At 61.8% G+C, this 12,098-nt stretch carries 12 protein-coding genes; 5 read left to right on the forward strand and 7 right to left on the reverse strand.

Annotated elements, in window-relative coordinates; all coding sequences use genetic code 11:
- Window positions 1-184: 184 nt before the first annotated feature.
- Window positions 185-793: a lytic transglycosylase domain-containing protein gene (locus tag HKK53_RS08630; protein WP_169370469.1), complete on the reverse strand. Its 609-nt coding sequence runs from the start codon at window positions 791-793 to the stop codon at window positions 185-187.
- 197 nt (window positions 794-990) lie between these two features.
- On the opposite strand from HKK53_RS08630, the gene gspG reads away from it, so the two are divergent.
- The 3 genes from gspG (at window position 991) to HKK53_RS08645 (ending at window position 3,295) form a co-directional block, all read left to right on the forward strand.
- Window positions 991-1,425, forward strand: a complete 435-nt coding sequence (gene gspG / locus HKK53_RS08635) for a type II secretion system major pseudopilin GspG (RefSeq protein ID WP_169370470.1) — start codon at window positions 991-993, stop codon at window positions 1,423-1,425.
- A gap of 14 nt (window positions 1,426-1,439) precedes the next feature.
- On the forward strand, window positions 1,440-2,627 hold the full coding sequence (locus HKK53_RS08640) for a type II secretion system F family protein (RefSeq protein ID WP_169370471.1): 1,188 nt from the start codon (window positions 1,440-1,442) through the stop codon (window positions 2,625-2,627).
- Between the two features lie 113 nt (window positions 2,628-2,740).
- A complete protein-coding gene (locus HKK53_RS08645; RefSeq protein ID WP_169370472.1) occupies window positions 2,741-3,295 on the forward strand; it encodes a hypothetical protein in 555 nt (184 codons plus the stop codon).
- Between the two features lie 103 nt (window positions 3,296-3,398).
- On the opposite strand, the gene HKK53_RS08650 is transcribed toward HKK53_RS08645, so the two are convergent.
- Entirely contained in the window at window positions 3,399-4,289 is an 891-nt protein-coding gene (locus tag HKK53_RS08650) for a LysR family transcriptional regulator (protein WP_169370473.1), read from the reverse strand.
- Window positions 4,290-4,436: 147 nt separating this feature from the next.
- On the opposite strand from HKK53_RS08650, the gene HKK53_RS08655 reads away from it, so the two are divergent.
- Together HKK53_RS08655 and HKK53_RS08660 are read left to right on the forward strand one after the other, a co-directional pair.
- Complete coding sequence (locus tag HKK53_RS08655) at window positions 4,437-5,456, forward strand: alpha/beta hydrolase (RefSeq protein ID WP_169370474.1); 1,020 nt, start codon at window positions 4,437-4,439, stop codon at window positions 5,454-5,456.
- A 196-nt stretch (window positions 5,457-5,652) separates the two neighbouring features.
- The gene (locus HKK53_RS08660) at window positions 5,653-7,080 is read left to right on the forward strand and encodes a mechanosensitive ion channel family protein (protein ID WP_169370475.1); all 1,428 of its coding nucleotides are present in this window, start codon (window positions 5,653-5,655) and stop codon (window positions 7,078-7,080) included.
- A gap of 235 nt (window positions 7,081-7,315) precedes the next feature.
- Here the strand turns inward: HKK53_RS08660 and ycaC are convergent, their stop codons facing one another.
- From ycaC to HKK53_RS08685, 5 genes are all read right to left on the reverse strand, one after another.
- Window positions 7,316-7,942: an isochorismate family cysteine hydrolase YcaC gene (ycaC, locus tag HKK53_RS08665; RefSeq protein WP_133837047.1), complete on the reverse strand. Its 627-nt coding sequence runs from the start codon at window positions 7,940-7,942 to the stop codon at window positions 7,316-7,318.
- A gap of 65 nt (window positions 7,943-8,007) precedes the next feature.
- Window positions 8,008-9,846 (reverse strand): amidohydrolase, encoded by a 1,839-nt coding sequence (locus HKK53_RS08670; RefSeq protein ID WP_169370476.1) that lies wholly within the window; start codon window positions 9,844-9,846, stop codon window positions 8,008-8,010.
- Window positions 9,846-10,457, reverse strand: a complete 612-nt coding sequence (locus HKK53_RS08675) for an antibiotic biosynthesis monooxygenase (protein WP_169370477.1) — start codon at window positions 10,455-10,457, stop codon at window positions 9,846-9,848. Before HKK53_RS08675 ends, HKK53_RS08670 begins: the two co-directional genes overlap by 1 nt.
- Window positions 10,450-10,866 carry a DoxX family protein gene (locus HKK53_RS08680; RefSeq protein WP_169370478.1) on the reverse strand — a complete coding sequence of 139 codons (417 nt, stop codon included), beginning with the start codon at window positions 10,864-10,866 and terminating at the stop codon, window positions 10,450-10,452. The genes HKK53_RS08675 and HKK53_RS08680 overlap by 8 nt, the downstream gene beginning before the upstream one ends.
- Before the next feature lie 296 nt (window positions 10,867-11,162).
- Complete coding sequence (locus HKK53_RS08685; RefSeq protein WP_123406592.1) at window positions 11,163-12,086, reverse strand: LysR family transcriptional regulator; 924 nt, start codon at window positions 12,084-12,086, stop codon at window positions 11,163-11,165.
- Window positions 12,087-12,098 lie beyond the last annotated feature (12 nt).

Genomic DNA, 12,098 nt, shown 5'->3' on the forward strand with positions numbered 1-12,098 from the left:
GTGCTCACAGGAATAACTCTCGACAAGTACGGTTGAGCAATCTGCATGCCATAAATTATTTGTTTATTTATCAGTCAGTTATAGAAACGAGTTAATACGCCGGGGGATATTCCCCACCCATTCCCCACATTCCGGGCGCCCCCGGTTTGCCCCACATTTGGGGTAACTGCCCCACGGCGTCCGCTCACAACGGCGCATCCACGGCAAGGCCCTGCAAACGTCGGTACTGGCGCAACACGCTGGGCACATAACGCTGGGTTTCGGCGAACGGCGGGATCACCCCGCCACGGCTGAGCACCGCTTGCGGCCCGGCGTTGTAGGCCGCGACGGCGAGGCTGATGTCGTTGTCAAACAGGGTCATCAAACGCTTGAGATAACGAGCGCCGCCCTGGATGTTGGCCTTGGGGTCGTAGACGTCGGTCACCCCCAGTTCGCGAGCAGTGCCGGGCATCAATTGCATCAGCCCGCCGGCACCTTTGGCCGACGTCGCGTCGGCGTTGTAGCTGGACTCGGCCTGGATCACCGCGTGCAGCAGCGCCGCCGGCAACTGATTGGCCGTGGCCGCCGCCGAGACCAGTTCGGCATAGGGCTGGCGGGCGATCATCTGCGGTTGCTGATCCATGCTCAGTTGGGCAGATTCGGGCTCGTGAATCACCCGTTCATAGTGCCGTCCGGGACGGTGAACATTGGACAGAACGTAGCTGCCCTTGGTGTCCATGGAAACGAAGACATCGGCCTGGGCGACGCCGCTCAGCAGCAGCGCGCCGAGCAGTCCTGCGGTGAGAGTTTTCATGTTTCATACCTCCCCTGGCCGGCCCCGAAAAACGGGGCTTATGCCCCAATGGCCGGTAGTCAACCAGCCATACGCAAGCACTGTGCCGTCGGCGCCAGGGCCCGAATCACAAGGGGTTCAGCGGTATCTCCAAGCGTGAGCATGGCAATTGCATAAGGCCCTTCAGCGACCCTGCTGCCCACTGGATAGAGGTCATCATGAATCAGCGTCCGTGTTCCGCCCCGCGCCCTCAACGCGGGTTCACCTTGCTCGAATTGTTGGTGGTGTTGGTGGTGCTGGGGTTGTTGGCCGGCATCGTTGCGCCGAAGTATTTCGCCCAGTTGGGGCGCTCGGAAGTGAAGGTCGCCAAGGCGCAGATCGAAGGCTTGAGCAAGGCCCTGGACCTGTATCGATTGGAGGTCGGTCACTACCCGTCCACCGAACAGGGTTTGCAGGCGCTGGTCATCGCGCCCAGCGATGAAACCCGCTGGACCGGCCCGTACCTGCAGAAAAAACTGCCCCAGGACCCTTGGGGTCGTAACTACGCCTACCGCTACCCCGGGGAAAACAGCGAGTACGACCTGCTGTCGATGGGCAAGGACGGGCAACCCGGCGGCGAAGGCGAAAACGCTGAAGTCACCAACTGGCAATAAGCGGAGCGACGCCCATGCGCTTTCATCTCAAGGCTGTCGGCAAGGCTGGCGTGGTCTCGATGACCGTCGAAGCCCCCGGCCACAGCGAGGCCCGACGCATCGTCGAAGACCAGGGCTTGCGAGTGCTCAGCCTGCACGCCGAGCGTCACTGGCGCGCATTACGCTTGCGCCAGCGCGAGACGTTTAACCTGGTGCTGTTCAGCCAGGAACTGACCACGCTGCTCAACGCCGGCCTGCCGTTGATCGATGCGCTGGAAAGTCTGGCGGAAAAAGAATCCGCGCCCCAGGCCCGCAAAACCTTGAGCGAACTGGTGCGCCTGCTGTACGAGGGCAAATCGTTCTCCCAGGCGTTGGCCCAGTTATCGGCGGTGTTCCCGCCGCTGTACGTGGCGCTGGTGCAATCCAGCGAGAAGACCGGCGCCGTGGGCGAGGCGCTGGGCCGTTACGTCAGCTATCGCCAGCGCATGGACGAGGTGCGGCAGAAGATCATCAGCGCCTCGATCTACCCGCTGCTGTTGCTGGTTGTCGGCGGTGGCGTGGTGCTGTTCCTGATGGGCTACGTGGTGCCGCGTTTCAGCCTGGTGTTCGAAGGCCTCGGCTCGAACCTGCCGTGGATGTCGCAGATCCTGATGAGCAGCGGCATGTTCCTCCACACGCATCAGCTTGAATTCTTCGGCACGCTGGCGGCGATCATCGTCGCCCTCGCCTTCCTCCAGCGCCAACCGGCCTTTCGTCGGGGCGTGGACCGCTTGATCGAAAAACTCCCGGCGGTGCATCAGCGGATCTTCATGTACGAACTGGCGCGCTTTTATCGTTCCCTGGGGATTCTGCTGCAAGGCGGCATCCCGCTCGTCACAGCGATGGGCATGGTCCGCGGCCTGCTCACCGTCGCCTCGCGTTTGCGCCTGGACCAGGCCTGCGAACGGGTGCGCGAAGGGCAATCGCTGTCCACCGCGCTGGAACTCAATCACCTGGTGACCCCGGTGTCCCTGCGCCTGCTGCGCGCCGGTGAACAGTCCGGCAACCTGGGGCAAATGATGGAACGCAGCGCCGACTTCTACGACGAAGAAATCAGCCGCTGGCTCGAGTGGTTCGTACGCTTGTTCGAACCGTTGCTGATGACCTTCATCGGCCTGCTGATCGGCGTCATCGTGATCCTGATGTACATGCCGATCTTCGAACTGGCCTCCAGCATTCACTGATCCGCGCGAATCAACTGAATAAAACCGTGGGTTGCCGTGTTAACCGATTGAATGAAGCAGCACGTTGCATTGTTCATCCACGTTCCAATCTGAATAAGAAGACGGAGAACGACATGCACATCAACAAGCTTTTACTGGCAGTAGCGATTGGCGCAGTCCTGTCGGCGTCGACCATTTTGATTCCGGACAGCCTGTCCGGTGTATCGAGCGCGCAAGCCAAGGAAGGGGGTAGTGGCGGTGGCGGCAATGGGGGTGGCCATGGTGGAAGTGGGGGTGGCGGAAGCGGTGGCGGTGGCGGTGGCGGTGGCGGCAATGGCGGTGGGCACGGAGGCAGTGGCGGCGGCGGAGGAAGTGGTGGTGGCGGCGGCAATGGTGGCGGTCACGGCGGCAGTGGCGGTGGCGGCAACGGTGGAAGCGGCAGCGGTCACGGCGGCAGTGGCAGTGGCGGCAACGGTGGAAGCGGCAGCGGTCATAGCGGCAGCGGACACTCCGGGGATTCAGCATCCTCCGGGCGCAATGGTACCCACGCGGAGCCAGGGGACGATCATGGGGTTCATCGCGCTGGTGAAGTGGGTGACGACCACGGCGTCCACCGTGCGGGCGAAGTAGCCGATGACCGTGGCGTCCACGTCGGCGGCGAGCCGGGGGATGACAAACGGGTCAACTGATCATCATAAATCCCCCTGTAGGAGCGAAGCTTGCTCGCGAAAGCGGAGTGTCAGTCAGCACTTAAGTTGAAGGACACTCCGCTTTCGCGAGCAAGCTTCGCTCCTACAATGGGTGCTGATCCAGCCGCTCGCGCAAAAACTCGATAAACGCCTGCACCGGTCGCGACCCTTGGCGATGCTGCGGGTACACCGCCGACAACGTCAGCGGCTCCGGTCGAAAATCCTCCAGCACCGGCACCAACCGCCCGTCCTTCAGCGCCGCGCCGACAATAAACGTCGGTAGATAGGTAATCCCCATCCCCGCAATCGCCGCGTCCTTGAGCAATTCCCCGTTGTTGACCCGCATCCGCCCGGTGACGTTGACGGTCAGCGGCTTGCCCTGCCCTTCAAAACGCCATTGCACCTGACGCCCGTGGCCATACGGCAAACAATCATGGCTAAGCAGGTCTTCGGGTTTGGCCGGCGTGCCGCGCTCGGCGAGGTACGCTGGGCTGGCGCAGTACACGCGCTGGATCGAGGCGATGCGCCGGGCGATCAGGGTCGAGTCTTCCAGCACGCCGATGCGCAACGCCAGGTCGTAGCCCTCACCGAGCAAATCCACCGGTCGGTCACTCAGGTCCACTTCGACGGTGACGTCGCGATAGCGCTGCAAAAACACCGGCAGCAAACACCCCAAATGCGCCAACGCAAACGACAGCGGCGCGCTCAAACGAATGGTGCCGCGCGGCTCGGTGGTCTGGCCGGCGATGCCCTGCTCCACTTGCTCGACTTCGCTGAGCAGGCGCAACGCGGACTCGTAATAACTCTGGCCGAGGGGCGTCACGTCCAGGCGCCGGGTCGAACGATTGAGCAGGCGCACGCCGAGGCGTTCCTCCAATTGCATCAAGCGACGGCTGACGAACTGCTTGGACAGGCCCAGTTGATCCGCCGCGGCGGTGAAGCTGCCGGAGTCCATCACCTGGCAAAAAATACGCATATCTTCGAACGGGTTCATTGTCACGCCCTGGTTGACAGTCAAACACTTTATAGCCGCTTTTTCCGTTTCTGGCACCCCATTAATCTGTGTCCACGGTGCAGCGAACAGCCGCTGCTCCGGAAACCGAACCCGAATTCGAATACACAATTAAAAAGGATTTATGCCATGAACATCGTCAAGAAAACCCTGACCGCTTCCCTCCTCGCCCTCGCCGTTGGCAACGCATTCGCTGCGGGCAGCCCCGGTGTCGAACACACCACCCAAGCCTTCCTCGAAGCCCTCGCCGCTGGCGGTGGCAAACCCCTTGAACAACTGAGCCCCAAGGATGCCCGTGCGGTGCTGACCGGTGCGCAGAATTCGGTGAAGGTGGATTTGTCGGGCGTGGATGTCAGCGAGCGTGCGATCAAGGTCGATGGGCAAACCATCAACCTGAAAATCGTCCGCCCAGCCAAAGTCAAAGGTGAGTTGCCGGTGTTCATGTTCTTCCACGGTGGCGGCTGGGTGCTGGGCGATTACCCGACTCATCAACGCTTGATCCATGACCTGGTGATGGGCTCCGGCGCGGTGGCGGTGTATGTCGATTACACACCATCACCGGAAGCGCAGTACCCGACCGCGATCAACCAGGCCTACGCCGCGACCCGTTGGGTGGCTGAGCATGGCAAGGAAATCGGCGTCGATGGCCAGCGCCTGGCGGTGGCCGGCAACAGCGTCGGCGGCAACATGGCAGCGGTCGTGGCGTTGATGGCCAAGGAACAGAAAACCCCGGCGCTGCGCTTTCAGTTGTTGATGTGGCCAGTAACCAACGCGCAATTCGATACAGGGTCGTACCAGCAATTTGCCGAAGGGCACTTCCTGACCAAGGGCATGATGAATTGGTTCTGGGACAACTACACCAAAGACGCCGGCCAGCGGGCACAGATCCACGCCTCGCCGTTGCAGGCCAGTGCCGAACAGCTCAAAGGCTTGCCGGCGGCGCTGGTACAGACCGCCGAGTTCGACGTGTTGCGTGATGAAGGCGAAGCCTATGCCCGTCACCTCGATGCGGCGGGTGTACCGGTGACGGCGGTGCGTTATAACGGGATGATTCATGACTTCGGGCTGTTGAATCCGCTGAGTCAGATTCCGGAAGTGAAAGCAGCGGTCAGGCAGGCGGCACTGGAACTGAAGACGCATTTGAACTGAAGCAGATCCCTGTAGCAGCTGCCGAGCACCGCGAGGCAGCGTTCGGCGGCGAAGCCGTCGTAAAATCAGACACCACGGTGTATCAGGTAAACCGGGGTGGCAGGATTGACGACGGCTTCGCTGCCGAACGCTGCCTCGCGGTGCTCGACAGCTGCTACGGGGGCGGATGCGATCTTACTTTCAGCGGAGTTCCCCCATGTCCCTCATCTACGACCACCCCCTGTCCTGGAGCGCCCTGCTGCTGGTGATCGACGCCCTGCTCTGGCACCTCGCGCCATTCAAGCACCGCGTCACCCGCATCGGCCTGCGCCTGGCGCTGTTTCTGATCTTCAGCGCGGTGATCATCAACGCTGGCGTCAGCCCGCTCCAGGCGCCGGTGTTTGCCGACGACCCTGTGGCACAACTCGGGGCCACAGCATTGGGGATTGTCTGGTGGCTGTACGCCGCGCGGGTGCTCACCGAAGTCATCGGCCTGGTGCTGATGCGCCGCATCGGTCATAGCGGACGGTTGTTGCAGGATGTCATTGGCGCGCTGGTGTTTCTGGTGGCCATCGTCGCGGCGGCCGGGTATGTGCTGGAGTTGCCAGTCAAAGGTCTGCTGGCGACGTCCGGAGTGGTGGCGATCGTGGTCGGCCTGGCGTTGCAAAGCACCTTGAGCGATGTGTTTTCCGGGATCGTGCTCAACACCACCAAGCCGTATCAGGTGGATGATTTTGTGGTGATCGACGGCGTCGAAGGCAAGGTGCTCGACATCGACTGGCGCGCCACGCATCTGCTCACCAGCGCCGGCACCATGGCGGTGGTGCCGAACTCGGTCGCGGCCAAGGCGAAGATCGTCAACCTGAGCCGGCCGAACAACCTGCACGGGGTGTCGATCAGCATTCAAGTGCCCAACCATATTCGCCCGCGTCGGGTGCTGGATGCGCTGGATCGTACGCTTCAAGGCAGCAGCACCTTATTGCTGAATCCGGCGCCGAAAGCGGTGTTGAAAGAGGCTGGCGAAACCATGTCCGAATACGTGGCCAGCGGTTTTATCGCCGAGCTTGGGAAAAAAGCCGAGGTGCGTAATCAACTGTTCGACCTGGCCCATCGGCATCTGGAAGCGGCGGGTATTTCCCGGCAACTTGATGGCGTGATCGAGCCTTCGACCCGGGCGCGAGCGTTGCTCGATGAAGTGAAAATCTTTCGTTCGCTGGACGAGGATGAACGTGATCGACTGGCCCAGGCGATGGTGCCCCAGCAGTACGCGGCGGGTCAGGTGGTGCTGGAATTGGACGAAGTGCCGGACAGCCTGTTCGTGATTGCCACTGGCGTGGTCAGCGCCACCGTGCCCGATGGCACCGGGCACACCGAAGCCGGACGCATGGGGCCGAGTGAGGTCATGGGCGAACAGAGCATCCTCACCGATGCACCGTCCCAGGCCTGCTTCACCGCATTGACGTCGTGCATCATTTACCGGATCGACAAGTCTTTGACCCGCGATTGCATGGCACAGCGTGGCGAGGTTGGGCGGGCGTTGAACAAGTTGCAGGCGGTGCGGCAGCAGAACAGTCGGATGGCGTTGATGGCTACGCCGGTTCCGGTCAGGAAAGGAGGTTTTCTGGGGTGGTTGCAAAACCGTTGATCCACGGGTCGAACCGGGCCTTGTGTAGCAGCTGTCGAGCACCGCGAGGCAGCGTTCGGCGGCGAAGCCGTCGTCAATCCTGCCACCGCGTTTTACCTGAAACACCACGGCGTCTGAGTTTGCGACGGCTTCGCCGCCGAACGCTGCCTCGCGATGCTCGACAGCTGCTACACGGGGTTTGTGTCAGGCAAGAAAATGCCCGCACATTGGCGGGCATTTTTGAGCGCGACGAGACTTATTTGGCAGCCAACGCCGAATAGCTGTTCATCAAGTTGCGATAGTTCGGAATGCGCGGCGACAGCAGGTTCGCCAGGCCTTCCATGTCGTTGCGCCAGTCGCCTTGCAGCTCGCAGGCCACCGAGAACCAGTTCACCAGTTGTGCGCCAGCCGCGGTCATGCGCGCCCAAGCGGCTTGCTGGACGGTTTCGTTGAAGGTGCCCGAAGCATCGGTCACCACGAACACTTCAAAACCTTCAGCCAGGGCCGACAAGGTCGGGAAGGTCACGCAGACGTCAGTCACCACACCGGCAATGATCAGTTGCTTGCGGCCAGTGGCTTTCACGGCTTTGACGAAGTCTTCGTTGTCCCAGGCGTTGATCTGGCCTGGACGCGGGATGTACGGCGCGTCCGGGAACAGTTCCTTGAGCTCCGGCACCATCGGGCCGTTCGGGCCGTTTTCGAAGCTGGTGGTAAGGATGGTTGGCAGTTTGAAGAACTTGGCCAGGTCCGCGAGGGCCAGCACGTTGTTCTTGAACTCGTTGGGCGAGAAATCCTGCACCAGCGAAATCAGGCCGGTCTGGTGGTCAACCAACAGTACAACGGCATCGTCTTTGTTCAGGCGTTTGTACGGAACGTTGCTCATGTGAAACTCCTCGGTAGTGGGATGGTGCTGATGACGCCGGCACCAGGCCGGCGCTTTTTTGATCGTCAGAAGGCAAAGCACGAGCAGCCGAAGGCGCCCCAGAAACCCGCAAAATCGCTGACCGGCGCATTCGACAGGCGCGCCTTTTCGTGGCTGTGGGAATGCACGCCGCACGGCCCGCTGCAATGGTGAACCTGAGCCTGCATCGGCGACGTCGGACGCCAGTGGCCGGGGACTTTCACCACCGGCGACCAGTCCGGCAGCACCGGCACGCTGGCCGGGCCGAGTTTTTCGAAGTCACCGGCGGCGTACACGACCTTGCCGCCGACCACCGTCAACACGGACTCGATCCATTTGATCGCCTCTTCATCGACGCTGAAAAAATCGGCGCTGAGGGCGGCGACGTCGGCCAATTGACCAACCTTGATCTGGCCTTTCTTGCCCTGTTCGGACGAGAACCAGGCGCTGCCGTGGGTGAACAGCTCCAGCGCGGTCAACCGCGACAGGCCTTCGGCATGCAGCTCCAGACCGCCGACGGTACGGCCGCTGACCATCCAGTACAGCGAGGTCCAAGGATTGTAGCTCGACACCCGGGTGGCGTCGGTGCCGGCGCCGACCGGTATTCCCTCGGCCAACATGCGCTTGATCGGCGGCGTGGCTTCGGCGGCTTTGGCGCCGTAACGCTCGACGAAATACTCGCCCTGGAACGCCATGCGGTCCTGGATCGCAATGCCACCGCCCAGCGCCCTCACCCGCTCGATGTTCTGCGGGGTGATGGTTTCGGCGTGGTCGAAAAACCACGGCAAGCCGTTGAACGGAATGTCACGGTTGACCTTCTCGAACACGTCGAGCATGCGGCTGATGGATTCGTTGTAGGTCGCGTGCAAACGGAATGGCCAGCGCTGCTCGACCAGGTGGCGTACCACCGGTTCCAGTTCGTCTTCCATGGTTTGCGGCAGGTCCGGGCGCGGTTCGAGGAAGTCCTCGAAATCCGCCGCCGAGAACACCAGCATCTCGCCAGCGCCATTGTGCCGCAGGTAGTCGTCGCCCTGGTGCAGGGTCACGCTCGACGTCCAGTTCTTGAAGTCGCTGAGTTCTTCTTTCGGCTTCTGGGTGAACAGGTTATAGGCGATGCGGATCGTCAGTTGCTGATCCTTGGCCAACTGCTCGATCACCTGGTAGTCGTCCGGGTAATTCTGGAAACCGCCGCCGGCATCGATGGCACTGGTCAGGCCCAGGCGATTGAGTTCACGCATGAACTGACGGGTCGAGTTGACTTGGTATTCCAGCGGCAACTTCGGCCCTTTGGCCAGCGTCGAGTAGAGAATCATCGCGTTCGGGCGCGCCACCAGCATGCCGGTCGGATTGCCATTGGCATCCCGGACGATTTCGCCACCCGGTGGGTTCGGCGTATCGCGGGTGTAACCGGCGACGCGCAGTGCAGCACGGTTGAGCAAGGCACGGTCGTAGAGGTGCAGCACGAAGACTGGCGTATCCGGCGCGGCCTGGTTAAGTTCTTCCAGGGTCGGCATGCGTTTTTCGGCGAACTGGAATTCGTTCCAGCCACCGACTACGCGCACCCATTGCGGTGTTGGGGTGCGGTCGGCCTGGTCCTTGAGCATGCGCAGGGCATCGACCAACGACGGCACGCCTTCCCAGCGCAGTTCGAGGTTGTAGTTCAAGCCGCCACGGATCAGGTGCAAGTGCGAGTCGTTGAGGCCGGGAATGACGCAGCGGCCCTTGAGGTCGATGACCTGGGTGCCCGAACCGCGCAGGGCCATGGCTTCGCCGTCGTTACCGACCGCAACAAAGCGCCCGTCCTTGATCGCCACGGCGCTGGCCAGCGGGTTTTCGCGGTCAACGGTATGGAATTGGCCATTGAACAGAATCAGATCGGCGTTCATCACGGTTCCTTCTTCGCAGTGGAGTGAGACAACCAGGGCGCGAACAATCGGGTCGCCCTTGGCATGAACAGGTACACCACCGAGACCACGATGGTCACGGTGATCAGGAACGTGGCGACCACGTAGTTGGACAGGATCGGGTGCAGCTTGAGCAGCGGCCCCCAGAGCATCGGCACCAGCAAGGTGTGCGGCAAAATCACCAGCAACGTCACCACGGCCTGCTTCCAGCGCGGTGGCGGTGGCGACGCGGCGTCGACCGTTGGCGCGAACCAGAACTCGTTGACCGGGTTGACCTCGGTCTGGTCGCCGTCGGCCAGCATCGGTGTGGCTTCGTTGACCAGCTCAAGCCGTTGCGGCGAATCCAGCCAATGCTGCATCGCCTCGGTGGAACAGAAGCGCAGCACACAGGTGTACATGTCGAGGCCGGCGTTTTTGCCGCGCATCACGTCCACGCCCAAGTGCCCTTCCTGCTGCCCGGCAATCGTCACGATGTTGCGCAACCAGGCTTCGTAGGGCACTTCGAACCCGGCCTTGACCCGGTGCTTGATGATCAGGGTCACGATCTCATCGAAACCCGGTTTTGCAGCGGCGGCGTGGTTGGCATCAGGCATAACGAAGGACTCCGGCGAAACGTTCATTGAGCGCCAGCCGTCCCGGCCCGGCGATGAGGATGCTGGTGAACACAATCAACAGCAGCCAGCCGAACTGCCCTTCAAACAGGCTCCATTGCGGATGCACGACCACCAACGCCACCAGCAGCAGAAACAGAATAGGCAAACACGCCAAACGCACCAGCACCCCGGCGATGATCAGCAGCGGGCACAGCACCTCGGCGAAAATCGCCAGGATCAACGTCAGGTTGGCGCCCAGGTGGAACGGGTCTTCGATGTTCTGCACTTCGGTGCTGAAGTGCAGCAGCTTGGGCAAGCCGTGCACCCACAGCAAAAACAGTCCGCCGCTGACCCGCAAAAACAACAGCCCGAAGTCCCGAGCCCGTTCATCCCATGCCGATGCGTTCATCGCCTGCGCGCCCCTGTGAAAAAATCACCGGCATGGCTTCGCCGGCACTTGAGTTGATAGTGCCGGGGGGAGGACGGAGAAAATTGGATGTACGTGCTCTTTTTGCGGCTGCCCCCCAACCACCACACAACCCTGTAGGAGCAAAGCTTGCTCACGATGGCGGATTGATCGTTCCCACGCTCTGCGTGGGAATGCAGCCCGGGACGCTCCGCGTCCCATCCAGCGCCGAACGCAGAGCGTCGGTGGAGGCATTCCCACGCGGGAGCGTGGGAATGATCATGTGTGTTTGTCTGGGGTTAGGGGGTCGGGATGTTGAGCGGTTCGGACATGAATTGGCTGATGCGTGAGCGCAGCCATTTCTCTGCCGGGTCGTTGTCGTGCACGCCGCTCCAGGCCATCGATAACTGTGCCGCCTCGATTTCAAACGGTGGGTCTTCGGCGCGCAGCGCACAGCCTTCGACCAGGGCGCAGGCGGCGTAATCCGGCACGGTCGCGATCATTTCGGTCCCGGCCAGTAACGCACGTAAACCGCTGAATTGCGGCACGCCCAGCACCACGCGGCGGGAACGGCCGATCTTGGCCAGGTCGAGATCGATGTTGCCGCTCAGGTCACCCGAGAACGACACCATCGCATGGGGCCGTTCGCAGTATTCATCCAGGGTCAGCGGGCCAGGCCGTTTGTCCCCACGCAACACCTTGCAGGGAATATCCCGCAGTTTCTTGCGCTTGGCATTGGCCGGCAAATCGGTGGTGTAGCTCACGCCCACGGAGATTTCCCCGGACGCCAGCAATGCCGGCATCAGCAGGTAATTGGCGCGGCGCACGACGACGATGATCCCCGGCGCCTCCTCCCGCAACTGACTCAGCAACGGCGGAAACAAACCAAATTCGGCATCGTCCGACAGCCCGATGCGAAACACATCGCAGCTGCTGGCCGGCTCGAATTCCTTGGCGCGGCTGACCGCGCCGGAGATCACGTCCATCGCCGGTTGCAGTTCCTTGAGAATCGCCAATGCCCGCGCCGTCGGTTCCATGCCGCGACCGTTGCGCAGCAGCAACGGATCGTCGAACAGATCACGCAAACGGCCCAACGCGGCGCTGACCGCCGGTTGGCCCATGAACAGTTTTTCGGCGACCCGGGTCAGGTTCTTTTCGAACATCAGGGCTTCGAAAATCACCAGCAGGTTCATGTCGACGCGGCGCAGATCGTTACGGTTCATAAGGGCAATCCA

This window comes from Pseudomonas sp. ADAK7, assembly GCF_012935675.1.
GTDB lineage: Bacteria > Pseudomonadota > Gammaproteobacteria > Pseudomonadales > Pseudomonadaceae > Aquipseudomonas.